The organism is Streptomyces incanus (genome assembly GCF_042656345.1).
In the GTDB taxonomy this organism is placed as follows: Bacteria; Actinomycetota; Actinomycetes; order Streptomycetales; family Streptomycetaceae; genus Streptomyces; species Streptomyces incanus.
The window spans coordinates 25,867-49,669 of sequence record NZ_JBHSPC010000086.1 but is presented as its reverse complement, the minus strand read 5'-3'; the positions used below and the strand labels follow the sequence as shown (position 1 = coordinate 49,669).

The following is a 23,803-nucleotide window of genomic DNA, read 5'->3' as shown; positions in this document are numbered from 1 at the left end:
GGGCCCGTGGACGGGTCGGTGGGCAGGTCGGCCCTCGCCCTCGTGCTCCCGTCGTTCGTCGTGCCCGGCCGCCCCACCCGCCATCGCGATCAGCCCTTCCGTCGGATCGTGAGCCGCAGCCCTCGGTGTCCCCGTGCCCGGTGTGCCGGAGCGGAATGAGGTGCGGAACGGGGTGAGGTCACTCCTCCCCGGCGAGTGTCAGCGTGCGCAGCTTCTGACCGGCGTACCAGGTGGCCAGGACGGTGACGACGACCAGCAGGACCGTCGCGGTCGTGAGACTGACGTCCGAGGTGACCAGATCGCCGCCGGAGACCTTCTGGGCCACCGCCAGCGACCACTGCTGGACGCTCAGCGTGCGCGCGCCGGGCACCAGGGAGCCGAACAGGGCCTCCCAGACCAGCGCGTAGACCAGCCCGAACACCACCGCGTGCCGGGAGACGGTGCCGAGCAGCAGGAAGAGTGCCGCGTACGCGATGGAGGCGACCAGCGCGGCCACCGTGTAGGCGACAGCGACCTGCTGGCCGTTGCCGTTGAGGATGAAGCCGGCGATCAGGGTGGGCACCGCCGAGAAGACCATCGTCACGGCGATCGCCACGATCAGCTTGGTGTAGATGATCGTGGGCCGCTTGATCGGCTTGGACAGCAGGTACACCACCGAGCCGTCGTCGATCTCGGGACCCATCGCGCCGGTTCCCGCGATGACACCGATGATCGGCACCATGGTGGCGAGTGCCAGCCCGCCGAGCACGTCGGCCGCGGTCTGGTCGTCGGCACCGGCGAGGGCGCGCACCGCCACGGAGATCGCGATCAGCAGCAGGGGCAGGGCGCCCAGGATGAGGGCCCGGCGACGGCCGAGCAGGGCCCGGTAGGTGAGTCGGGCGACTGTGGGGTCGTACATGGTTCGGCCTCCTACGCCGCGACGAGATACGAGAAGACGGACTCGAGGGACTCGTCGGACGGCGAGACCGTGAGCAGGCGGATGCCGTGGTCCTTCGCGACCCTGGGCAGCAGGGACGTGAAGCGGGCGAAGTCGACGGCCTGGATGCGCAGGACGCCCTCGCTGTGGTCGACCTCGATGCCGGACGTGGACGGGTCGGCGATCAGCGCGGCCGCGAGGGCGCGGTCGTCGCTGGAACGCACCAGGTAGCGGTGCGGGCGGTCCGTCATCAGGCGGCGGATCTTGCGGAAGTCGCCGCTGGCCGCGTGCCGGCCGGCGACGACGACCTCGATGTGCCAGGCGAGCTGCTCGACCTCTTCGAGGATGTGGGACGAGAACAGCACGGTGCGGCCCTCGTCGCCCATGCGCCGCAGCAGGTCCATCAGCTGCATGCGCTGGCGCGGGTCCATGCCGTTGAACGGTTCGTCCAGCAGGAGCAGGGACGGCTCGTGGACCAGTGCGGAGGCCATCTTCACGCGTTGCCGCATGCCCTTGGAGTACGTGACGATCTTGCGGTCCTGCGCGTACTCCATCTCGACCGTCGCCAGGGCCTGCTGGGCCGCCTTGGCACCCAGTCCGTGCAGTTCGGCGTTGGCGACGACGAACTCGCGGCCGGTGAGGAAGTCGTACATCCCCTCACGCTCGGGGACGATGCCGATCTGCCGGTAGATCTTTTCGTTGCGCCACACGGTCTGGCCGTCGAGGGTGACAGTGCCGGTGGAGGGGGCGAGGAAGCCGCCCATCATGTTGATGAGGGTGGACTTCCCGGCACCGTTGGGGCCGAGGAGGCCGGTGACGCCGGGGCCGATGGTCATGGTGATGTCGTTGACGGCGACCACGTTGCCGAACCAGCGGGAGACGTGGTCGATGGAGAGCGTGGTCACAGGCCCACCTTCCGGTAGCGGCGCGTCAGAAGGCCGTAGCAGGCCGCGATCAGGCCGAGGGTGATGAGGACGTACACCACGCCCTCGCCGTTCGACGGTCCCGTTCCGCCGGGGAAGGTGGTGCTCGCGCCCAGGAAGGCGGACTGCACACCGTCGATGAGGGTGACCGGCGAGAACAGGCCGATCCAGGCGATCGCCTGGGAGCTGTCCTGGACGTGCGCGATCGCCTGGAGAGTGGAGACCGCGCCGTAGGAGATGGTCAGCACGGCGATCACGGCGGCGATGCCGAAGCCGCGACGCGGGGTGATCGCCGCGATGACCAGGCTGATGCCGGCGAAGAGCAGTGAGAGCAGTGCCACGGAGACGAGCCCCTGCGCGAACCCCTTGGTCTGGTCGGTGAAATCGAGTTTGGCCAGCAGCGCGCCCACATAGAGCACCAGTAGGGGAGTGGCGGTCAGGATGAACAGGGCCGAAGTCAGGGCCGCGAACTTGGCGCGTACGTAGTCGGCGGTCTCGATGGGACGCGAGAAGTACAACGGTACGGTCTTGAAGCGCAGGTCGCGCGAGACGGACTGGGGTGCCTGCGAGGCGATGTACAGGCTGATCACGGCCTGCATGATGATCGCGTAGCGGGTGTAGTCGACGGGCAGTTCCTTCGCCTTGGTCGCCACGGCGACGGCCACCATGATGGCGGCGGGGATGCACATCACCACGAACAGCAGCATCGGCAGCACCTTGGACTTCGCCGAGCGGCCGAGGCCGTAGGAGCCGCGCAGGGACTGCGAGTACAGCGAGAGCCTGGCGTAGGAACGGCCGAGGCGGGGGCCCTCGTAGGAGCGGTAGCCGATATTGTGGATCCGGGTCTGGTCACCCGACGTCGGTGCGGGTGTCTGCAAGGGCTGCTCAACCGCCATGGCCGACCGCCTCCTTCCGCTGCTCGCCGTTGCCGGCCCCGGTGTTTGTACCTGTACCTGCGTCCGTGCCCGCGACGGTGTCCGTGTTGTTCGTGAAGACCTCGGAAATGTGGTGGCGGCGCTGTTCCATGCGCACCAGGCCGAGTCCGAGGTCGGCGATCACGTCCCGCACCAGGTCGTAGGTCTCCTCGCCCCGGGCGGTGAGCAGGAGAACGTGTCCGGAGCCCGGCAGCCCGCTGCCGTCCTGGACGGTCACCCCGCGCGCGTGGAGCGCTTCGCGCACCGCGCGGGTGCCGTCGGGGTGCTCGTCGGTGTCGGTGACCTCGATCGCGAGGGTGGTCGTGTTCTGCGTGAAGTCCGTGGTGGAGCTGGAGCGCAGCAGTTTGCCGCCGTCGACGACGACCACGTGGTCGCAGGTGCGCTCGAGTTCGCCCAGAAGGTGTGAGGTGACCAGGACCGAGATGCCGAAGTCGGTGTGGATGCGGCGGATCAGGCCGAGCATCTCGTCGCGGCCGACGGGGTCGAGGCCGTTGGTCGGCTCGTCCAGGAAGACCAGGTCCGGGTCGTGCACCAGGGCCTGCGCGAGCTTCACGCGCTGCTTCATGCCGGTCGAGTAGCCGCCCATGGGGCGGTAGCGCTCCTCGTACAGACCGACATGGCGCAGGGTGTCCGCGGTGCGCTCCCGCGCGGCGGTGGGCGGCAGGCCGGACATGCGTGCCATGTGGACCACGAACTCGGTGGCCGAGACGTCCGGCGGCAGGCAGTCGTGTTCCGGCATGTAGCCGACCCGCTCCCTGATGGCGGCACCCTCGGTCGCGACGTCGAGGCCGAGCACTTCGGCGCGGCCCTCCGTGGCGGGGGAAAGACCCAGAAGGATCTTGATCAATGTGGACTTGCCGGCTCCATTGGCCCCGACGAGCCCGGTCACACCGGGCCCGACGTCCATGGAGAGCCGGTCAAGCGCGGTCACCCTGGGGAACCGCTTGCTCAGGCTTTCGGTCGCGATCACAGTCACGTCCCCGACATTAGTGACCCGCACCACGCGGGTCGTCAGCCCGGAGAGCCGTCTTGGCATCCCCCTCTGGTTGTACGGGCCCGTAGGGGCTCCTCCCGCCGGGAGCTGTCCGCGGCCGGGAGTCTCCTCTTGGTCCGGCCTCCGGTGAGTTGCCGGATTCGCCGGTGTCACGCTACGGACACGGAGCGCAGTCGACGGTGCGGACGCATGGCACAGCAGACGGGTGCGGACGCGTGGCACAGCCGTGATGCGGCGTCCGCCGGTGGGAACGGCGCGGGAGAGCCGTTCGGGCTCGCCCGTCGGCGCGGGGCGGAGGAGGAGTGACGGGCTTGTCCGGAACAGTGCTGCGGCGCGCGCGTGAGCGCCGGGTGCGCACGGGCGGCGTCACAACGCGGGTGTCGGCCTGGCCGGCTCCTTCTTCGACACCACTCCGGAGGACTGGAAACGGGTTCTCGACGTCAATCTGTGGGGCGTGATCCACGGTTGCCGGCTCTTGGGAGCGCGTATGGCCGAGCGCGGGCAGGGCGGTCACATCGTGAACGTGGCGTCCGCCGCGGCGTACCAGCCGTCCCGGGCGCTGCCCGCCTACAGCACTTCCAAGGCGGCGGTGCTGATGCTCAGCGAGTGCCTGCGCGCGGAGCTCGCGGGGCAGGGGATCGGCGTGACGGCCGTCTGCCCCGGCATCGTCAACACCGGCATCACCTCCAGCGCGCGCTTCGCGGGCGCGGACGCCGAGGAGCAACAGCGCCGCAGGCGGCGGGCGGCCCGCCTCTACGGGCTGCGCAACTATCCTCCGGAGAAGGTCGCCGCCGCGATTCTGCACGCGGTGGCGCGGGACGACGCGGTGGTACCGGTGACCCCGGAGGCACGCGGCGCGTACGTGTTGGCGCGGTGGATGCCGTGGGCACTGCGCAGGATCGCTCGGGTGAAGCCGTCGGTATGAGGCCGCTGGTGTGAAGCCGCCGGTGTAAGGCCGCGACGAGGGCCGGCCCGAGGCCCGCGTCAGCCGACGGGACGGGACCATCCGGGAGCCGCCGATACTGTTGTCCACAGGGTCGGCCGACTCCGCTGTGGATAAACAGACTTTGCTGTGGATCAAACATCCCGGGCAAAATCAATCGCGTGATTCACATCTCTCCCGGCAGGCTGAGCGGATGGACGAAAGACGCACCGTGAAGGTGTCGAAGTACATGGCCAGGCATCTGCGCCATCAGCCCGAGGCGATCGGACTCACCCCCGATGAGGCCGGCTGGGTCGGGATCGACGCATTGATCGCCGCGGCGGCCGCACACGACTTCCGGTTCACCCGAGCGGAACTGGACCACGTCGTCGCCGCCAACGACAAGCAGCGCTTCGCGGTCGAAGGCACCCGGATCCGCGCCAGCCAGGGGCACAGCATCGAGGTCGACCTCGGACTGCCGCCGGCCACCCCACCGCCGTACCTCTTCCACGGCACCGTCGCCCGCCACCTGGCCGCCATCCGCGCCGAAGGTCTGCTGCCCATGAACCGGCACGACGTGCACCTCTCCGCCGACCGCGCGACGGCGACCCGCGTGGGTGCCCGCAGGGGCCGCCCTGTGGTGCTCTCCGTGGACTCGGCCGCCATGCACCGCGACGGCCGTGTCTTCCGGGTGAGCGCGAACGGCGTGTGGCTGACCCACACCGTGCCCCCTGGGTATCTGCGGTTCTCCGAGAGCCACTGACGCAGCGGTTCCCCGACGGCCGACGGCATTGCATGATCAGCGGTATGGAACATCTGCCCACCACAGAGGCCGCCGTCACCGCCCTCCGGGCGCTCGCGGACGGGTACGGGCGCGAGATCGAGGTCACCCATGACATCGGCGCCGACCAGACATCACGCCGCACCGCGGCGGGCGTGGGCGTGACCACCGACCCGGACGGCTCCCTCCCCCATGAGGCCTACGTCGAGTTCGGCGGCCTGCCCCGGGTCGGCGTGCGGCTCTATCCCGAGGACGACGCCCTGATCGACGTGGAGGGGGTGGAGTGCCCCGACATCCCCCGCGACGAAGTGCCCGCTTTCCTCCGCTCCGTCTTCGACGGCCTCGCCCACGTCCGCAGACGGAGCTTCCCGCCGGGCCACTTCCTGATCGTGCCGCTACCCGGAGACCGGACGCACAAGGAGTTCATCCCCATGATCGTCCTCACGCCTTGGCTGAGTGCGCGCGTGCGGTGATCGCTGGACACGTGGCGACCGTTTCACGTGAAACACCTGGGCACCGGGTCCCGCGAGCCCGGCATGATCCAAACGACAGGTCCTGGGCTCGACGGCATGAGTCTGCGCTGAGCACCGTGATCCTCCCGTACCGCCGCTGGAACGAGGGCAGCCGTTCGGTGTGGGAGCGCGCCGAGAAACTCGGCTTTCACACGGGACACACCTCCGACCACGTGTTCTGGCGGACCTTCCGGGACGGCCCCTGGTTCGGCGCGGTACCCACGCTCACCGCCGCCGCGACGGCCACCGAACGGCTCCGGCTCGGCACGCTCGTCACCTCGGTCACGTCTTGTCCACCCACCACGAGCTGAACCGGGCAGACACCACCGCTGGTTCGGCCCCACGGAAATCCCAGCGTGCGGCACGGGGCGGAACGAGGTCAGGTGTCGTACCGAGCGTCGACGCCGATGGACCCACCCATGTGAAGGGGCGGCTCTTCCCGCCCGGCTGGCGGCTGGTCGTCCCGCTCCCCGGTGATGAGACGTACGAGAACTCGCGCCTGGCGCCCCGCTCATGCCCTGGAGGAGCGGCAAGGTTCGCTGACCGACGGATCCGGCGGAACCACCGGGGTCCGTTGCGGACCGCCGGGCGGATGACCCCACGTGCCGGACGAATCCGTCACCGTGTCCGGGGAAGACGGGCGGGATGGGAGAGATCCGGGTCGGAACCTGCTCGTGGACGGACAAGGCGCTGGTGTCCAGCGGCTGGTATCCGACAGGCCACCGCGACGCGGAGGGCAGACTGCGGCACTACGCCACACAGTTCCCGGTGGCAGAGGTGGACTCCACCTATTACGGGCTGCCCAGCACCCGTAACAGCCTTCTGTGGACCGACCGCACCCCTGAGGGCTTCCGGTTCGACGTGAAGGCGTTCTCCCTGCTCACCGGGCATCCGACACGGCCGGAAGCGCTACCCGCCGAACTACGCCCGATCCTCGCACGGCAGCGGGGGCGGGCAGGCATCGATCCCGGACTGCTCGACGATGTGTGGGACCGGTACAGCGCGGCCCTCGAGCCGTTGCGCGCATCCGGCCGTCTGGGGACGCTGGTCTTCCAGTTCCCGCACCGGCTCGTGCCGGGGAGGCCGGCGGTGGAGTTCCTGCGCCGGTGCCGGGAGCGTGCCGCGGGATGGCCGATGGCCGTGGAGTTCCGACACCCCGGCTGGTGGCGCGAGGAGCACGTCGATGCGACGACCGCCCTGCTGACGGAGCTGGACACGGCCGCCGTGGCCGTGGACATGGTGCAGACGCTTCCCGCTTCCGTACCACCGGTCATACGGGTCACCACCCCGCAACTCGCCCTGGTGCGCTTCCACGGTCGCAACAGCGCGTGGGGGACCGGCACCAAAGAAGAGAGGTTCCGCCACTCGTACACGCCCGGAGAACTCTCCGAGTGGACACCGCGCGTCCGCGAGATGGCCGAGCAGGCGCGGGAGGTCCACGTTCTGTTCAACAACTGCTGCGGTGACGCCGCCGTCCGCGCCGCGCAGTCGATGCAACACCTGCTCGGTCTCTCGTAGGCTCGTCCCCGTGCGACTGAGCACTGTGATTCCGCCGATCGACCGCTGACGCGAGGGGAGCCGCGACAAGTGGCGGCGCGCCGAGGAGCTGGGCTTCCACGCCGCCTGCACCTACGGCCACCTGTCCTGGCGCAGCTTCCGGGACGGCCCCTGGTTCGGCGCGGTACCCACGCTCACCGCCGCCGCGACGGCCACCGAACGGCTCCGGCTCGGCACACTCGTCACCTCAGTCAAGCCTTTTTCGCCTATCGCGACCTGAGCAGGGAGGATTCCCACCAGACGGCGAATGGTGGGCGATCGTTCGCCATCCCCGCGCGACGACAAACCCCAGCGAAGCCGGGGCCGATACCCACAGGCACCGGAACACCGCGGGTGACTGCTGTGGCCGTCCTCAGATGCCGATGAGCCGGACACGGTCGCCGCACAACCGGGCCATGCCGTCGACATCGGAGGTCAGCATGGCCACCGGGCCCGGCTGACGCAGCGCCGCCTCGACGACGTAACCGGAGGCGTTGTCGGTGAGCTTGCGCCGTTCGGCGACCTGACCGGTCGGCAGCGTCACCGTGATGCGTGTCGTGTCCGCCCTGCCACGGGCGTACTGCGATATGCGCTCTCTCGGGTCACCCCGGTCGGCGGTTCCCTCGCCCATGGCCGAGGCCCCGGCTGCCCGGCGCATCAGCCAGACCGCGGCACCACCGACGTACCGGGCCGGTTCCCGCGAGTGAAGGCATGACCCGAACTTGCCGGTGGGTGACGGAACGTGGTGAAGTCCGTTGGAGAGCAGGGCTGTGACGCCCACCGGGCAGACGACGGGTCAGAATCGAGTGGCACAGATCACCGTACGAAGGTCGCCCAAGACCTCCATGAGCGCGCCGCCCCTGGCCACGAGCGAGGCGACGGCCTGGGCACGGGCTCTGCTCGATGAAGGCTGGGCGGCGGTCTTCCTTCCCGGAGAGCCGGCCCGACTGGGACGGCTGCTGCTCTGGAAACCTGCCGGGACGACCGGCGGGGACGGCATGCCGCCCACGGGCGTGGAGACCGATTCGGTAGAGCTGGTGTTGCCGCACGGCCGCTCGGTCAGACGCCGCGAAGTCGCGGGCTACGCGCTCCCTACGGCCCTCGCCGTCGCCGCGCTGAACGGCTCCCGGCCGCCGCACCCGGCCGCCATCGCCTGGCAGGCCACCGCCCGCTTCGCGCTGCGGCTGCTCGCCGACGGACGACTCCATCCCGCCCTCACCCCCGCCGGCTACGACACCTGGCGGGCGGGCCCCTTCACCGCCGCGCAGCGGCAGACGCTGGACGCCCTCGCCGCCGCCTTCCCGCCCCACGCCCACTGTCTGCCCGAGCCCGGTACCGCCCCACTGCGGATCGCGGAACCGGCCGCGTTGGTACGCCAGTTCTGCGATGCGGTCGCCGACGACCTGGTCCGTACTCCGGCCGCGTCACTCGCCATGGGAGCGCTGCCGTACGCCTGGCGCGAGACGCGTGCCGTGCCCGCCCTGCGCGAGTGGGCCGAGGAGACCGCCGCCGCGTTCACCGCCGAGGTCGGCGTCTCCCTGCGCGTCGACCTGCCCGAGGGGCGGCGCCGACAGTTCCGGGCCGCCCTGCAGTTGCACACCGCGGCGGATCCGGCGCTCGTCGTCGAGGCCGCACGGCTGTGGAGCAAGCCGGCCGAAGTGGAGCGGCTGCTCGGCCCGCGCGCCGAGACCGAGACGCTGCTCGCACTGCGCCGCGGTGCCCGTGTCTGGCCACCGCTCCAGCGGCTGCTGAAGGACGCCGCACCCGACGCGCTCCGGCTGACCGACGACGAAGCCTTCGACCTGCTGGGGGATGCCACCGACACGTTGCGCGCGGCCGGTATCGACGTGCACTGGCCGCGCGAGCTGGTCAAGGCGCTCACCGCGACCGCGGAGATCGGGCAGCGCACCGCCCCTGGCTCCAGCGCGGGCGGTCTCCTCGACGCCGACGCCCTCCTCGACTTCCGCTGGCAGGTCTCGCTCGGCGGCGAGCCGCTCACCGAGGCCGAGATGGACGCCCTCGCCGAGGCCCGCCGCCCCCTCGTCCGGCTACGTGACCAGTGGGTGGTCGCCGACCCGAAGCTGGTGGCCCGCGCCCGGCGCCGCCGGATGGAGCCGCTCACCCCCATGGAGGCGCTGAGCGCCGCGCTGACCGGCGAGGTGGAAAGGGACGGCGAGTCGATCCCCTGTGAGGCGGTCGGCGCGCTCGGCGGCCTCGTCGCTCGTATCCGCGATCCCGAGTCGCGTACTCCCGCCCCACAGCCCGCCGCGCTCAAGGCCACACTGCGCGACTACCAGAAGCGGGGCCTTGCCTGGCTGGCCGAGATGTGCGGACTCGGTCTCGGCGGCTGCCTCGCCGACGACATGGGCCTGGGCAAGACCATCACTCTCCTCGCCCTGCATCTGCACCGCCAGTCCGACCCCGCCACCGCGGGCCCCACGCTCGTCGTCTGCCCCGCCTCCTTGCTCGGCAACTGGCAGCGCGAGGCGGCCAGGTTCGCGCCCTCCACTCCCGTGCGCCGCTACCACGGCGGCGACCGCCACCTCGACGACCTGGCCGGCGACGAGATCGTCCTGGTCACCTACGGGGTGCTGCGCCGCGACCGCGCAGTCCTCGCCGAGGCCGCCTGGTCGCTGGTCGCCGCCGACGAGGCCCAGCACGTCAAGAACCCCTACGCCGTCACCGCCCGCGAGCTGCGCGCCCTGCCCGCCCGTGCCCGCGTCGCCCTCACCGGCACCCCGGTGGAGAACAACCTCTCCGAACTGTGGGCGCTCCTCGACTGGACCACACCCGGACTCCTCGGCTCGCTCACCGCGTTCCGGGACCGGCACGCCCGCGCCATCGAGTCGGGCGAGGATCCCGAGGTCGCCGAGCGACTGTCCCGTCTCGTCCGTCCGTTCCTGCTGCGCCGCAGGAAGTCCGACCCGGGCATCGCGCCCGAACTGCCGGCCAAGACCGAGACCGACCGCGTCGTCTCGCTGACGGCCGAGCAGACCAGCCTGTACGAGGCGGTGGTCCGCGAGACTCTGGCGGAGATCACGGCATCCGAGGGCATCGCCCGCCGTGGCCTGGTGCTCAAGCTGCTCACCGCGCTGAAGCAGATCTGCAACCACCCGGCCCAGTATTTGAAGGAGCACAGCCTGCGCCAGTCCACGCCGCTGCGCGGCCGCTCCGGCAAGCTCGACCTGCTCGACGAACTGCTCGACACCATCACCGCCGAGGGCGAGTCGGTGCTGGTCTTCACCCAGTACAAGCAGATGGCGACCCTCCTGGAGAAACATCTCGCCGAGCGCGGCATCCCCACCCTCTTCCTGCACGGCGGCACCCCCGTCGTACGGCGCGAGGAGATGGTGGAACGTTTCCAGCGCGGTGAAGTGCCGGTGTTCCTGCTGTCGTTGAAGGCCGCGGGCACCGGACTCAACCTCACCCGCGCCACCCACGTCGTGCACTACGACCGCTGGTGGAACCCGGCCGTCGAGGACCAGGCAACCGACCGCGCCTACCGCATCGGTCAGGACAGGCCCGTCCAGGTGCACAAGATCATCGCGGAGGGCACCGTGGAGGACAAGGTGGCCAAGCTGCTCGAATCCAAGCGCGCGCTCGCCGACGCCGTCGTCGGATCCGGTGAGGCCGCCCTGACCGAACTGTCCGACGCCGACCTCGCCGAACTCGTCGCCCTGGGGAGGCAGTCATGAGCCCCTCGCTGCCCGGCCCGCGCCGCGCGCCCGCCCGCGGCAGGCGCGCCTTCGCCGCGACCTGGTGGGGCCAGGCATGGGTGGCGGCCCTGGAGGACTCCACCCTGGACGCCGGGCGTCTGTCCCGCGGACGCACCTACGCCCGCAAGGGCATGGTCGGCCCGGTCACCATCGCCCCGGGCCAGGTCAAGGCCGCCGTCCAGGGCAGCCGGCCGCGCCCCTACCGCTCCTCGGTCCACCTGCCCGTCCTCACCGACACCCGGTGGGACACCCTGCTCGACACCATCGCGGCCCGCGCCGGGCATCTCGCCGCGCTCCTCGACGGCGAGATGCCCGCCGAACTCGTCGACGACGCCCGCCGGGCAGGCGTCCCCCTGCTCCCGCAGCCCACCGAACTCGACCCGGACTGCTCCTGCCCCGACTGGGGATACCCCTGCAAGCACGCCGCCGCGCTCTGCTACGCCATCGCCGCCACCATCGACGCCGACCCGTTCGTGCTCTTCGCGCTGCGCGGCCGCAGTCGCGAGGAGGTTCTCACCCAGCTGCGCGCACGCCGTACGGCAGCCCAGGAGACCGCCGCCCCACCGGCCCCGACCGGCATCCCGGCCGCCGCCGCATACGCCCACTGGGCCGAACACACCGCCCGGCTGCCCGAACCTCCCGCCCCGGCCGGCCACGCCACCGCGCTGCCTGTCGCCCCGCCCTCCGGCACCGGCCTGGCCACCACGGACCTGGAACGCCTCATGACCGACACCGCCGCACGCGCCGCGCGGATCCTGGCCGGCGACACCGCCGGCCTGCACCTGACCCAGCACCAGGACGCCGTACGCATCGCCGCGAGCAGCCCCGGACCCGAGTGGTTCCACCACCTGATCCAGAACACCGGCACCAAACCGACCGCGTTCGCCCGCCTCACCCGCGCCTGGCGCCACGGCGGCCCCACCGGCCTCACCGTCGCCGAACAGCCGCACACCCCCGACCCGGCGATGATGACGGCCGCCCGTACCGCCCTGACCGCGGCCCTCACCGAGATGGCCACCACCCCTGTCCCCCTTCGGGCCTGGCGCAACCGCCTCACCCTCACCGACCACGGCATCCAGCTGCGCCTGGGTCCCGACGCCCGCTGGTACCCCTGCCTCCAGGACGACGGCGAATGGTGGCCCGCGGCACCGGCCGACGCCGACCCGGTCGCGGCACTGACCGCGGTCTGGCAGCAAACCGGGACGTGACACCGACGGTGGCGAGCACGGCACCGACCGTTACCGAATACCGGATACGGTGGGCAGCCACCACGGATGGGGAGGTCCGGATGAGACAGGGCGACGCCGAATACGAGGCAGCGCTGAACGAGACGATGGAGATCCTTCGGCGCTGGGCGCGGGAAGGCCGTACCGATGGCTGGTACAAGTCCCTCAGCGAAGAGCTGAAGGCGAAGGGCCACCACGTCCACTACCGCGGCCTGATCATCAGCCACCTGCTCGGTGATGCCTGCCGCCGGGACAGCGAGGGGATCGAGCCCATGCTCTCCGCCATCGTGCTCCTGAAGGCGACCGGCAGGCCGGCGGGCCAGTTCTTCGAACTGGCGAGCGGAGCCCCGTTTCACCGAAGGGCAGCGGACTGGACCTGGGAACAGGAGCGCGCCCGCGTCTTCGCGCGCTACCGCGAGAACTGAAGGGCGCCGGTACCGCTCCGGAGGGCACGGACTCGACGCGTACCGACGTAGCCCCAGCCGGTGAGGTCTGCCTCCCCCCCTCGTTCGCAGTCACGGGAGCATAGGGTCCTAGGCATGCGACTGAGCACCGTAATCCTTCCCATCCATCGTTGGAGCGAGGGACAGCAGATCTGGCGGCGCGCCGAAGACCTCGGGTTTCACGCCGCCTACACCTACGACCACCTGTCCTGGCGCAGCTTCCGGGACGGGCCGTGGTTCGGGGCGATGCCCACGCTGACCGCAGCAGCGATGGCTACGCAGAGTATGCGATTGGGTACCCTCGTCACCTCGCCGAACTTCCGGCACCCGGTGACCCTGGCCAAGGAGTTGATCTCCCTCGACGACATCTCGGGTGGACGCGTCACCCTCGGTATCGGCGCGGGCGGCTCCGGTTTCGACGCCACCGCGCTCGGCCAGGAGCCGTGGACCCCGCGCCAGCGGGCTGACCGCTTCGCCGAGTTCGTACCGCTGCTCGACCGGCTGCTCACCGAGGACTCCGTGTCCTACGAGGGCGACTTCTACGCGGCGCACGAGGCCCGCGGCATCCCGGGGTGCGTGCAGCGGCCCCGGCTGCCGTTCGCCGTGGCCGCCACCGGACCGCGCGGGCTACGGCTCGCCGCCCATCACGGGCAGGCGTGGGTGACCACGGGCGACCCCAAGCTGTACGAGAACGGCACACCCGCACAGTCGGTGCACGCCCTTCACGGTCAGATGGAGAAGCTGGCCGATGTCTGTGCCGAGATCGGGCGGAACGTGGCCGGGCTGGACAAGATCCTGCTCACGGGATTCACCCCGGACCGGGGGCGCCCGTTGGAGTCCCTGGACGCGTTCGTCGACTTCGCGGGCCGTCATGCGGAGCTGGGCTTCACCGAGATCGTGCTCCACTGGCCCATCCCCGACTCGGACTTCGCGGCGGACCAGAAGATCTTCGAGCGGATCGCCATGGAGGCGCCGGCCCAGCTGGGCTGAGCGGGCGGCCGGCCGGCCGACGAACCGGACCGACGTCCGGAGCCGATCCTCACCGCCACTGCCGCAACCTCGGCCGCCTCGACCGTTTCGGCAGCTCACCGGGAGCGGTGACCCCTCACATGTGCGGAGTGCCGCACGGCCGTGCGGGCTCATACGGGACAATGGCGGGGTGACCTCAGCGACCGCACAGCCCGAGACCCCGGGCTCCCTCCAGTTCTCGACCTCGCTCGAGCGGGGAGACAGCCCTGTCACCCCGCCGCGGCTCATCGCCACCGACCTCGACGGCACCCTGCTGCGCGACGACAAGTCGGTGTCCCCCCGCACGGTCGCCGCACTGGCCGCCGCCGAGGAGGCGGGCATCGAGGTCTTCTTCGTCACCGGCCGCCCGGCCCGCTGGATGGACGTCGTCAGCGACCATGTCCACGGCCATGGGCTCGCCATCTGCGGAAACGGCGCCGCCGTCGTCGACCTGCACGGCGGCGCCGGTGCCCACCGTTTCGTGAAGGTGCGCGAGCTGGCCCGGCAGAACGCGCTGGACGCGGTGCGGCTGCTGCGAGAGGCGGCGCCAGGCACCGTGTACGCCGTCGAGCAGACCTACGGCTTCAACCAGGAGCCGGCGTATCCGAAGCTGCACATGGAGATACCGGGCGTCCGCGCCCCGGCCGAGGAACTGCTGGCGCCGGGCGGCCCCGCCGACGACGAGCCGGTGCTCAAGGTCCTCGCCCACCATCCCCGACTCGACCCCGACGCCTTCCTCACCCTGGCCCGGCTGGCCATCGGCACCCGCGCCAACGTCACCCGCTCCAGCCCCAGCGCCCTGCTGGAGATCAGCGGTCCCGACGTGTCGAAGGCCAGCACACTCGCCCTGTGCTGCGCCGAGCGCGGGATCTCGCACGAGGAGGTCGTGGCGTTCGGGGACATGCCCAACGACATCGAGATGCTGACCTGGGCGGGCCGTTCCTACGCGATGGGCAACGCCCACCCGGACGTCCTCACCGCCGCCTCGGGGCGCACGGTCGCCAACAACGAGGACGGCGTGGCCGTGGTGATCGAACAGTTGCTGAGCCGATGGCCGTGACCGGATCCGATCACCTGGTGGGTCGACCGCCTCGGATGGGTCGGCCACCTCGGATGGGTCCGGCGTGAACGGCGGAGCGGGCCGGGCCCGGTGCTCGCTCAAAGCGTCAGTCCCCGTTGCGCCAGCCACGACACCGGGTTCACTGCCGAGCCCATCTCGGGTGTGACCCGCACCTCGAAGTGCAGGTGCGGGCCGGTGGAGTTACCGCTGGTCCCGGACTGGCCGATCCACTGGCCGGGCGAGACGCGCTCGCCCTGGTCCACGGCGACGGCGGCCAGGTGGGCGTACTGCGTGTAGTAGCCGCCCACGTGCTCGACCACGATCTCGATACCGAAGGCCCCTCCACAGGACACCTTCACCACCTTGCCCATGCCCACGGACCGCACCGGCGTGCCGATCGGCACCGCGAAGTCCTGGCCGGTGTGCCGGTTCGCCCAGCGTGCACCGCCGCTCCCGTAGGACGCGGACAACGCGTAGGTCTCCACCGGCGCCACCCAGGACCCGGTGAACGCGGTCTCCGGCTGATCGAGCCGCACCGCCCCGCGGCAGGAACCGGCCGTCACCGAGGCGTCCGCCTGACCCTGTAGCTGCCACCGCGCCGTCTCGAGCTTCCGCTCGATGCCGCTCTTGAGGTCGGCGAGTTCCTTGTTCCGCTTCTCCAGTGCCTTCCACGCCTCTTCTGCCTTCGCCTCGTCACGGGCGAGCCGGACCTCGGCGCGCGCGTTCTTCTCGATCGCGTTGTCGAGGCTCAGGTTCGCCTTCCACAAGGCGTGCTGGCCACGCATCATCTCTTCCGGGTCGTCCGCGAGAATCAGGTGCGCGGTCAGCGGCAGCCCGCCGCTACTGCGGTACTGGGACCGTGCGATGCGGCCGAGGTCATCGCGCAGGACCTCGGACTCCTGGCGCTCCCGGCCGAGCAGTTCCTCCAGCCGTCGTACCTCGGTCCGCTGCCGGCCGGCCTGGCGCCGGCCCGCCTCGTACTTCAGTGTCGCCGCGGCCGCCTCCTCGTAGAGTCGCGCCACCTGGGCGCTGGTCCCGAATTCCGGACCGTGGCCCGGAGCGTACGGGCCGTCGCCCTTCCCGTCGGCGGGCCGGGCGGCGAGCACGGCGAGCGCACACAACGGCACGGCGACAAGCAGCGGGTGACGGCGGGTGAGGCGCATGACAGCGATCCTGGCCCCCGCCCCGGCCCACGGTCCTGTTCATGTCGTACGCCTGGGGGACCGTACGACCCGGATGGACCAGTAATACCGCCGAACAGGGGCCCCTCAAGTCGTGATTGACAACTCGTCAGGCATTCTCACGTCACGCACGCTCGTCCCCGGGCGTACCCCTCTCGTCACGCGTGCCCGTCGTGCCCGGTCAGCCCGCCTCCACCAGCTCCACCAAGCGGTCCGACTCCGCCTCGCGTCGCACCATCCGCCGCAACGGCCCGGCCGCGGCGGCCAGTTCCCCGTACGCACCGCGCTGCACCACACGCCCCTCGTCCAGCACGATCACCTCGTCCACCGCCCCGAGCCCGGCCAGTCGGTGGGTGATCAGCAGCGTCGTACGGCCCTCGGTGGCGGCCAGCAGGTCGGCGGTGAGTGCGTCGGCGGTCGGCAGGTCGAGGTGCTCCGCGGGCTCGTCCAGCACCAGCACGGGGAAGTCCGCGAGCAGCGCCCTGGCCAGTGCCAGGCGTTGCCGCTGACCGCCGGAGAGCCGCGCCCCGTGCTCGCCGACGAGGGTGTCCAGGCCGTCGGGCAGGCTGTCGGCCCACTCCAGCAGCCGGGCCCGGGCGAGCGCGTCGCGCAGTTCTTCCTCGGTGGCTTCGCGCTTCGCGAGCAGCAGGTTCTCGCGTACGGAGCTGTCGAAGAGGTGAGCGTCCTGCGCGCACAGCCCGACCAGCCCTCGTACGTCGTCGCCGTCCAGGGCGTACGCGTCCACACCGGCCAGCGTGTACGAACCGGCGCCCGGGTCCAGGAACCGCAGCAGCACCTGTGCGAGCGTCGTCTTGCCGGAGCCGGACGGGCCGACCACCGCGATCCTGCGGCCCTGCTCCAGTGTCAGGTCCAGTCCGGCCAGGGCGTCCCGTTCCTGCCCGGCGTGTCGGGCCTCCAGTCCCTTGACCACGAGCGGGAACGGGGACGCGGGTGCCTGCCGGGGCTGCTCCGGCTCCTGTACGGGCACCGGGGCGTCCAGGACCTCGTACACGCGCTCGGCGCTCTTGCGCACCCTCTGCCGGTGCTGCACGGCGAGCGGCAGCCCGAGTACGGCCTCGAAGGCCGCGAGCGGGGTGAGGACGACGACGGCCAGTGCCACTCCGTCCAGCCGACCGGTGGCCACTGCCTGGACGCCGACGAGGGCCGCGGCCGTGACGGTCAGGCCCGAGACGAGTGCGGTGAGCCCGTCACCGAGGGCGGTGGCGGTGGCGGCGCGCGAGGCGATCCGGGTGAGCACGCCGTCGGCCCGCCGGGTCTCGGCGGTCCGTGCGGGCAGAGCGCCGGCGACCGTCAGTTCCCCGGTCCCGGTGAGCAGGTCGGTGGCACGGGTCGCGAGGACTCCGCGGGCGGGCGCCAGCCTGCGCTCCGCACGCCGGGCCACGGCGCCCGTGAGCAGGGGCAGACCCGCCCCCGCCGTGAGCAGCCCGACCGCGAGGACGGCACCTGCCTCGGGGAGCAGCCAGGCTGTGAAGCCGACCGACAGTGCCGAGACGACGACCGCCGCACCCGCCGGCAGCAGCCAGCGCAGCCAGTAGTCCTGAAGTTCGTCCACGTCGGCGACCAGCCGGGAGAGCAGATCTCCCCGGCGGATCCCGCGCAGTCCGGCGGGCGCCAGCCGCTCCAGCCGCCGGTACACCGCGACCCTGGTGTCGGCCAGCATCCGCAGAACCGCTTCGTGCGACACGAGCCGCTCGGCGTACCGGAACACGGCCCGCCCGATACCGAAGGTCCGGGTCGCCGTGACGGCGACCATCAGGTACATCACGGGCGGCTGCTGCGAGGCCCGGGAGATGAGATACCCGGACGTCGCCATGAGGCCCACGGCGCTGCCCAGCGCGAGGCTGCCGAGCAGCAGTGCGAACGCGAGCCGCCCTCGGCGGGCACCGGACATGGCACGGACGCGGGCCAGCACGCCCCCCGCTCCGGCCCCCGCGACCGGCTCGGCCGACGCCGGGCCTGCGGGGTCGGCGGGCTCGGCCTCCTCCACCCGTTCCCAGTCGAGTGCGGGCAGGATGTCCGCCCGTTCCCGGTCGGCACCGAGGGCGGTGTCCCCGTGCCCGGGCAGCGGCAGGTTACCGGGCGCGGGCTCCGTCAGCCGCACCACGCGGTCCGCCACCGCGAGCAGCGCCGGCCGGTGCGCCACCAACAGCACCGTCCGGCCGGCCGCCAGGCGCCGTACCGCCGCCACGACCTCGGCCTCGGTGGCGCCGTCCAACGCGGCCGTCGGCTCGTCGAGCAGCAGCACAGGCCGGTCCGCGAGGAACGCACGGGCCAGCGCGAGCCGTTGCCGCTGCCCTGCGGACAGTCCCGCCCCGTCCTCGCCCAGTACCGTGCCGGTGCCCTCGGGCAGTGCGTCCACGAACTCCAGTGCGCCCGCGTCCCGCAGAGCCCGGCGGACAGCGTCGTCGTCCGCGTCGGGACGGGCCAGGCGTACGTTCTCGGCGACCGTCCCGGCGTACAAGTGCGGTCGCTGCGGCACCCAGGCCACCTGGCTGTGCCACTGGGCCGGATCGATACCGGTGAGATCCGCTCCCCCGATCCGCACCCGCCCCTCGGCCGGCCGCACGAAGCCCAGCAGCACGTTCAGCAGCGTCGACTTGCCCGTCCCGCTCGGCCCGACGAGCGCGACCGTCTCGCCGGGTTCGACGGAGAAGGACACGTCGGCCACGGCGTCCGCCGACCGTCCGGGGTAGCGGACGGTCACGCCCTCGAAGGACAGGGCGCCCGCCGGCACCGCCCCGGTCCCCGGTGCCGGCACGGGTGTCTCCAGTACCTCGAAGATCTCCTCTGCGGCGGCCAGTCCCTCCGCCGCCGCGTGGTACTGCGTGCCGACCTGCCGCAGGGGCAGATACGCCTCGGGCGCGAGGATCAGGATGAGCAGACCGGTGTACAGGTCCAAGTCGCCGTACACGAGCCGCATGCCGATCGTCACGGCGACCAGCGCCACCGAGAGGGTGGCGAGGAGTTCCAGCGCGAAGGAGGAGATGAAGGCGATCCGCAGTGTCCGCATGGTCGCCCTGCGGTACTCGGCGGTGATCCGCCGGATCGACTCCGCCTGTGCCTTGGCCCGTCCGAACACCTTCAGCGTCGGCAGCCCGGCCACGACGTCCAGGAAGTGGCCGGACAGCCGGGACAGCAGCTCCCACTGCCGGTCCATCCGGGACTGGGTGACCCAGCCGATCAGCATCATGAAGGCCGGGATGAGCGGCAGGGTGACGACGATGATCGCGGCCGAGATCCAGTCCTCGGTGACGATCCGTGCCAGCACCGCCACCGGAACGACCACTGAGAGTCCCAGCTGGGGCAGATAACGCGAGAAGTATCCGTCGAGGGCGTCGACCCCGCGGGTCGCCAGCGCGACCAGAGAACCGGTCCGCTGCCCGGTCAGCCACCCCGGGCCGAGTGCCGTCGCCCGCTCCAGCAGCCGGCCCCGCAGCTCCGACTTGACCGCCGCGCTCGCCCGGTGCGCGGCCAGCTCGGTGAGCCAGCCGACCAGGGCACGGCCGACCGCGACACAGGCCAGGAGCACCAGGGGAGTGCCGAGGTCGGCCACGGCCATGCCGTGCTGGAAGGCGCCCACCACCACCTCGGCGATGAGCATGGCCTGAGCGATCACCAGCACCGCGCCGACGACACCCAGGGCGACCACCGCCGCCAGGAAGAACCGTGTGGCACGGGTGTAACGGAGCAGTCGTGGGTCGATTGGTTTCACGTGAAACACACCTCAGTGCACGGGATCGGCTATGTGCTGGGTGCCGATCCGCTTGCGGAAGACCCAGTACGTCCAGCCCTGGTAGAGCATGACGAGCGGCGCGGCGATAACCGTGAGCCAGGTCATGATCGTCAATGTGTAGTCGCTGGAGGAGGCGTTGGTGACAGTGAGACTCCAGTCCGCATCGAGCGTGGACGGCATGACGTTCGGGAAGAGCGTCAGGAAGAGCATCGTCACGGCGGCCACGATGGTGACGCCGGACAGAGAGAACGACCATCCCTCGCGCCCCGCCTGGTTCGCCACCAGGGCGGCCACCAGGGAGGCGACCGCGACGACCATCGCGACCAGGCTCGCGCCGTCACCGCGCTCGATCTGCGTCCACGCCAGGAAGACCAGAGCGAGGACGGCAGTGGCCAGTCCTACTCGCAGGGCCATCTGACGGGCCCGGCCCCGGATGTCGCCGACGGTCTTGAGCGCGGCGAACACGGCACCGTGGAAGGTGAAGAGCGTCAGCGTGACCAGACCGCCCAGCAATGCGTACGGGTTGAGCAGGTCCCAGACGTTGCCCACGTACTCGAACTCGGCGTCGAGCTTCACTCCGTGCACGATGTTGCCGAACGCCACGCCCCAGAGGAACGCGGGGATGAGTGAGGTCCAGAAGATCGCCGTCTCCCAGTTGCGCTGCCAGCGCTCCTCCGGCCGCTTGACCCGGTACTCGAAGGCGACACCGCGGACGATCAGGCAGACCAGGATGATCAGCAACGGCAGGTAGAAGCCGGAGAAGAGCGTGGCGTACCACTCGGGGAAGGCGGCGAAGGTCGCGCCGCCGGCCGTGAGCAGCCATACCTCGTTGCCGTCCCAGACGGGACCGATGGTGTTGATCAGCACCCGCTTCTCGGCGCGGTCACGGGCAAGCAACCGGGTGAGAATCCCGATCCCGAAGTCGAAGCCCTCCAGGAAGAAGTAGCCGATCCACAGGAAGGCGATCAGAACGAACCAGACGTTGTGCAGTTCCATGACTCTGCGGCTCCCTCGGGCCTAGTACGAGAAGGCCATCGGCTTGTCGGCGTCACGGGGATCGCCACCGATCTTCGTGGGCGGGTTGAGATCGGCCTCGGTGAGCTCGGGCGGGCCCGCCTTGACGTACTTGGCGAGCAGCTTGACCTCCACCACGGCCAGAGCGGCGTACAGCAGGGTGAAGACGGTCATCGAGGTGATGACCTCGGCCTGGGACACTCCGGGGGAGACCGCGTGCCGGGTCTGCATCACGCCGTAGACGACCCAGGGCTGCCGGCCCATCTCGGTGAAGATCCACCCCCAGGCGTTGGCGATCAGCGGGAACGCCATGGTCCAGAGCGACAGGAGCCAGTACAGCCGGCTGAGCCTCGCGCCCAGCGGCTTCTTCAGCAGTACCAGATGCGGCACCTCGTCCTCCCCGGTACGCAGGGCGGCCGGCAACAGGAACCTCTTCCTCGTCAGCCAGAGCCCCAGCAGCGCGAGCGAGAAGGAGGCCATGCCGAAGCCGATCATCCAGCGGAAGCCCCAGTAGGCGACCGGCACGATGGGCTTGTAGTCACCGGGGCCGAACTGTTCCTGCAGGGCCTCATTGGTGTCGTTGATGCCGGGCACGTACGACTCGAAGTCGCCGTGGGCGAGGAAGGACAGCAGCCCGGGGACCTCCAGGGCGACCTCGTTGTGCCCCTTGTCGACGTCCCCGTACGCGAACACGGAGAACGGCGCCGGGCTCTCGCCGTCCCACAGGGCTTCGGCGGCGGCCATCTTCATGGGCTGCTGCTCGTACATGACCTTGCCGAGGGTGTCTCCGCTGATCGCGGTGAACATGCCTCCGACCGCCATGGTGACCAGGCCGAGCCGGAGCGACGTCCGCATGACCGAGATGTGCTTCTTGCGCATCAGGTGGAAGGCGGCGATGCCGACCATGAAGGCGCCACCGGTCAGCGCGGACGCCGAGAAGCTGTGGAAGACCTGGTTGAGCGTGGTGTTCTGGGTGAGCACCAGCCAGAAGTCGGTGAGTTCCGCCCGGCCCTTCTCCTCGTTGATCCGGTAGCCGACCGGGTGCTGCATCCAGGAGTTGGCTGCCAGGATGAAGTACGCCGACAGCAGCGTGCCGAGGGAGACCATCCAGATACAGGCCAGGTGGATCTTCTTGGGCAGCTTGTCCCAGCCGAAGATCCACAGGCCGATGAAGGTGGACTCGAAGAAGAAGGCGACCAGGGCCTCGAAGGCGAGCGGGGCACCGAAGACGTCACCGACGAACCGTGAGTAGTCGGACCAGTTCATGCCGAACTGGAACTCCTGCACGATGCCGGTGACCACACCCATCGCGATGTTGATCAGGAAGAGCTTCCCCCAGAACTTCGTCGCCCTGAGGTACTTCTCCTTCCCGGTGCGCACCCAGGCAGTCTCCAGCCCGGCAGTGAGGGCGGCCAGCGAGATCGTCAGGGGAACGAAGAGGAAGTGGTAGACGGTGGTGATACCGAACTGCCATCGCGCCAGTGTCTCCGGCGCCAAAGCCAGGTCCACGTCGTCGCTCCTTACATCGCCGTGGTCACAACGACCGCTTGATCCTGTTCATCCCCCACATCTCGGAAGAAGCAGGACGTGCTTGTGAACGCGTTCACATTCACAAGCAATTATGACCTACCGCTTTTCATATCCGGAAGGGGGGTCCCCTGTGAGGTCAACCCCTTGTGGGTAACGGTCGAAGCACAGGAGTGCCGGGCGACGGTCGACCGTCGCCCGGCACTCCTGAACCTGCACCTGGCCGTGTGCGGCTACAGCTCCTTGCGGGAGGCTTCCGTCACCTTCAGGAAGATGTCGTTGGCCTCGGCCTCGCCGACCGTCACCCGAACGCCCTCACCGGTGAAGGGCCTGACGACCACACCCGCCTGCTCGCACGCCTGCGCGAACGCCGTCGTGCGCTCCCCCAGCCGCAGCCACACGAAGTTGGCCTGGCTCTCGGGCACCTTCCAGCCCTGGGCGCGCAGCGTCTCCATGACGCGGTTGCGCTCACACACCAGCGAACCGACCCGGCCGATGAGCTCGTCCTCGGCGCGCAGCGAGGCGATCGCGGCGTCCTGCGCGAGCTGGCTCACACCGAACGGCACCGCCGTCTTGCGCAGCGCCGCGGCCACCGGTTCATGGGCGATCGCGAAGCCGATCCGCAGCCCCGCCAGACCGTAGGCCTTGGAGAAGGTCCGCAGGACGCAGACGTTGGGCCGATCCCGATAGAGCTCCACGCCGTCCGGCACCTCGGGGTCGCGGATGAATTCGCGGTACGCCTCGTCGATCACCACCAGGACATCACGGGGCACCCGGTCGAGGAAACGCTCCAACTCCGCCCGCCGCACCACCGTGCCGGTCGGGTTGTTGGGGTTGCAGACGAAGATCAGCCGGGTCCGTTCGGTGATCGCCTCGGCCATCGCGTCCAGATCGTGCACATCGCCCGGCGTCAGCGGCACCTGCACGGCGGTGGCACCGCTGATCCTGGTGATGATCGGGTACGCCTCGAACGAACGCCACGCGTAGATCACCTCGTCGCCGGGGCCCGAGGTGGCCTGCAGCAGCTGCTGGGCGACGCCGACCGAGCCGGTGCCGGTGGCCAGGTGGGAGACCGGGACGGCGAAGCGCTCGGACAGCTCCGCCATCAGCGACGTACAGGCCATGTCGGGGTAGCGGTTGAAGGAGGACGCCGTGGACGTCACAGCCTCCATCACCCCCGGCAGCGGTGGATAGGGGTTCTCGTTGGAGGACAGTTTGTAGGCCACCGGCCCTCCGGCCGCCGCCGGCTTGCCCGGCTTGTACGTGGGGATACCCTCCAGCTCGGCGCGCAGCTTGGGGCTCGTCTCACTCACCGCAGTCCTCCTCCGAAGACCGGCGGCCCTTGACCGCCGCCG

18 protein-coding genes and 3 pseudogenes are annotated in these 23,803 nt (G+C 70.6%); 11 read left to right on the top strand and 10 right to left on the bottom strand.

Annotated elements, in window-relative coordinates; translation table 11 throughout:
• Positions 1-178: 178 nt before the first annotated feature.
• The 4 genes from ACFP2V_RS26295 to ACFP2V_RS26280 are packed head-to-tail and all read right to left on the bottom strand — an operon-like array spanning position 179 to position 3,744.
• Positions 179-898, bottom strand: coding sequence for an ABC transporter permease subunit (locus ACFP2V_RS26295; RefSeq protein WP_381217412.1), 720 nt, complete (start codon positions 896-898; stop codon positions 179-181).
• A gap of 11 nt (positions 899-909) precedes the next feature.
• Positions 910-1,821: an ABC transporter ATP-binding protein gene (locus tag ACFP2V_RS26290; RefSeq protein WP_381217409.1), complete on the bottom strand. Its 912-nt coding sequence runs from the start codon at positions 1,819-1,821 to the stop codon at positions 910-912.
• Positions 1,818-2,735: an ABC transporter permease gene (locus ACFP2V_RS26285; protein ID WP_381217406.1), complete on the bottom strand. Its 918-nt coding sequence runs from the start codon at positions 2,733-2,735 to the stop codon at positions 1,818-1,820. Before ACFP2V_RS26285 ends, ACFP2V_RS26290 begins: the two co-directional genes overlap by 4 nt.
• Entirely contained in the window at positions 2,725-3,744 is a 1,020-nt protein-coding gene (locus ACFP2V_RS26280; protein ID WP_381217493.1) for an ABC transporter ATP-binding protein, read from the bottom strand. The genes ACFP2V_RS26285 and ACFP2V_RS26280 overlap by 11 nt, the downstream gene beginning before the upstream one ends.
• 391 nt (positions 3,745-4,135) lie before the next feature.
• Here ACFP2V_RS26280 and ACFP2V_RS26275 point away from each other — a divergent pair.
• From ACFP2V_RS26275 to ACFP2V_RS26250, 6 genes and pseudogenes are all read left to right on the top strand, one after another.
• A pseudogene (locus ACFP2V_RS26275) lies at positions 4,136-4,693 on the top strand (SDR family NAD(P)-dependent oxidoreductase); the annotation flags it as partial.
• 211 nt (positions 4,694-4,904) lie between these two features.
• Entirely contained in the window at positions 4,905-5,453 is a 549-nt protein-coding gene (locus tag ACFP2V_RS26270; protein ID WP_381217403.1) for an RNA 2'-phosphotransferase, read from the top strand.
• A 32-nt stretch (positions 5,454-5,485) separates the two neighbouring features.
• Positions 5,486-5,944, top strand: coding sequence for a hypothetical protein (locus tag ACFP2V_RS26265; protein ID WP_381217400.1), 459 nt, complete (start codon positions 5,486-5,488; stop codon positions 5,942-5,944).
• Positions 5,945-6,051: 107 nt separating this feature from the next.
• Positions 6,052-6,288, top strand: a pseudogene (locus tag ACFP2V_RS26260) (LLM class flavin-dependent oxidoreductase); the annotation flags it as partial.
• A gap of 340 nt (positions 6,289-6,628) precedes the next feature.
• Positions 6,629-7,501: a DUF72 domain-containing protein gene (locus ACFP2V_RS26255; RefSeq protein WP_381217397.1), complete on the top strand. Its 873-nt coding sequence runs from the start codon at positions 6,629-6,631 to the stop codon at positions 7,499-7,501.
• A 10-nt stretch (positions 7,502-7,511) separates the two neighbouring features.
• Positions 7,512-7,730 (top strand): annotated as a pseudogene (locus tag ACFP2V_RS26250) (LLM class flavin-dependent oxidoreductase); the annotation flags it as partial.
• Positions 7,731-7,892: 162 nt separating this feature from the next.
• Here the strand turns inward: ACFP2V_RS26250 and ACFP2V_RS26245 are convergent.
• Entirely contained in the window at positions 7,893-8,300 is a 408-nt protein-coding gene (locus tag ACFP2V_RS26245; protein ID WP_381217394.1) for a hypothetical protein, read from the bottom strand.
• A gap of 64 nt (positions 8,301-8,364) precedes the next feature.
• Between ACFP2V_RS26245 and ACFP2V_RS26240 the strand changes: the two genes are divergently transcribed.
• The 5 genes from ACFP2V_RS26240 (at position 8,365) to ACFP2V_RS26220 (ending at position 14,972) form a co-directional block, all read left to right on the top strand.
• Positions 8,365-11,214 (top strand): DEAD/DEAH box helicase, encoded by a 2,850-nt coding sequence (locus ACFP2V_RS26240; protein ID WP_381217391.1) that lies wholly within the window; start codon positions 8,365-8,367, stop codon positions 11,212-11,214.
• Positions 11,211-12,443, top strand: a complete 1,233-nt coding sequence (locus ACFP2V_RS26235; protein WP_381217388.1) for an SWIM zinc finger family protein — start codon at positions 11,211-11,213, stop codon at positions 12,441-12,443. The genes ACFP2V_RS26240 and ACFP2V_RS26235 overlap by 4 nt, the downstream gene beginning before the upstream one ends.
• 80 nt (positions 12,444-12,523) lie before the next feature.
• Positions 12,524-12,886, top strand: coding sequence for a hypothetical protein (locus tag ACFP2V_RS26230; RefSeq protein ID WP_381217385.1), 363 nt, complete (start codon positions 12,524-12,526; stop codon positions 12,884-12,886).
• Positions 12,887-13,000: 114 nt separating this feature from the next.
• Positions 13,001-13,894 carry an LLM class flavin-dependent oxidoreductase gene (locus ACFP2V_RS26225; RefSeq protein ID WP_381217383.1) on the top strand — a complete coding sequence of 298 codons (894 nt, stop codon included), beginning with the start codon at positions 13,001-13,003 and terminating at the stop codon, positions 13,892-13,894.
• Positions 13,895-14,045: 151 nt separating this feature from the next.
• Positions 14,046-14,972 carry an HAD hydrolase family protein gene (locus tag ACFP2V_RS26220; protein ID WP_381217490.1) on the top strand — a complete coding sequence of 309 codons (927 nt, stop codon included), beginning with the start codon at positions 14,046-14,048 and terminating at the stop codon, positions 14,970-14,972.
• Between the two features lie 98 nt (positions 14,973-15,070).
• On the opposite strand, the gene ACFP2V_RS26215 is transcribed toward ACFP2V_RS26220, so the two are convergent.
• The 5 genes from ACFP2V_RS26215 to hisC form a co-directional block, all read right to left on the bottom strand.
• Complete coding sequence (locus ACFP2V_RS26215; protein WP_381217380.1) at positions 15,071-16,135, bottom strand: M23 family metallopeptidase; 1,065 nt, start codon at positions 16,133-16,135, stop codon at positions 15,071-15,073.
• Between the two features lie 199 nt (positions 16,136-16,334).
• Entirely contained in the window at positions 16,335-19,886 is a 3,552-nt protein-coding gene (gene cydD, locus ACFP2V_RS26210; RefSeq protein WP_381217377.1) for a thiol reductant ABC exporter subunit CydD, read from the bottom strand.
• 12 nt (positions 19,887-19,898) lie between these two features.
• Complete coding sequence (gene cydB / locus ACFP2V_RS26205; protein WP_381217374.1) at positions 19,899-20,903, bottom strand: cytochrome d ubiquinol oxidase subunit II; 1,005 nt, start codon at positions 20,901-20,903, stop codon at positions 19,899-19,901.
• Between the two features lie 21 nt (positions 20,904-20,924).
• Positions 20,925-22,430 (bottom strand): cytochrome ubiquinol oxidase subunit I, encoded by a 1,506-nt coding sequence (locus ACFP2V_RS26200; protein WP_381217371.1) that lies wholly within the window; start codon positions 22,428-22,430, stop codon positions 20,925-20,927.
• A 251-nt stretch (positions 22,431-22,681) separates the two neighbouring features.
• Positions 22,682-23,761 carry a histidinol-phosphate transaminase gene (gene hisC / locus ACFP2V_RS26195; RefSeq protein ID WP_381217368.1) on the bottom strand — a complete coding sequence of 360 codons (1,080 nt, stop codon included), beginning with the start codon at positions 23,759-23,761 and terminating at the stop codon, positions 22,682-22,684.
• Between the last annotated feature and the right edge of the window lie 42 nt (positions 23,762-23,803).

Coding starts and splice junctions, on each gene's coding strand:
- ACFP2V_RS26295 (WP_381217412.1), bottom strand. CDS start 898: ATGTACGACCCCACAGTCGCCCGACTCACCTACCGGGCCCTGCTCGGC.
- ACFP2V_RS26285 (WP_381217406.1), bottom strand. CDS start 2,735: ATGGCGGTTGAGCAGCCCTTGCAGACACCCGCACCGACGTCGGGTGAC.
- ACFP2V_RS26270 (WP_381217403.1), top strand. CDS start 4,905: ATGGACGAAAGACGCACCGTGAAGGTGTCGAAGTACATGGCCAGGCAT.
- ACFP2V_RS26265 (WP_381217400.1), top strand. CDS start 5,486: ATGATCAGCGGTATGGAACATCTGCCCACCACAGAGGCCGCCGTCACC.
- ACFP2V_RS26255 (WP_381217397.1), top strand. CDS start 6,629: ATGGGAGAGATCCGGGTCGGAACCTGCTCGTGGACGGACAAGGCGCTG.
- ACFP2V_RS26240 (WP_381217391.1), top strand. CDS start 8,365: ATGAGCGCGCCGCCCCTGGCCACGAGCGAGGCGACGGCCTGGGCACGG.
- ACFP2V_RS26235 (WP_381217388.1), top strand. CDS start 11,211: ATGAGCCCCTCGCTGCCCGGCCCGCGCCGCGCGCCCGCCCGCGGCAGG.
- ACFP2V_RS26230 (WP_381217385.1), top strand. CDS start 12,524: ATGAGACAGGGCGACGCCGAATACGAGGCAGCGCTGAACGAGACGATG.
- ACFP2V_RS26225 (WP_381217383.1), top strand. CDS start 13,001: ATGCGACTGAGCACCGTAATCCTTCCCATCCATCGTTGGAGCGAGGGA.
- ACFP2V_RS26215 (WP_381217380.1), bottom strand. CDS start 16,135: ATGCGCCTCACCCGCCGTCACCCGCTGCTTGTCGCCGTGCCGTTGTGT.
- cydB (WP_381217374.1), bottom strand. CDS start 20,903: ATGGAACTGCACAACGTCTGGTTCGTTCTGATCGCCTTCCTGTGGATC.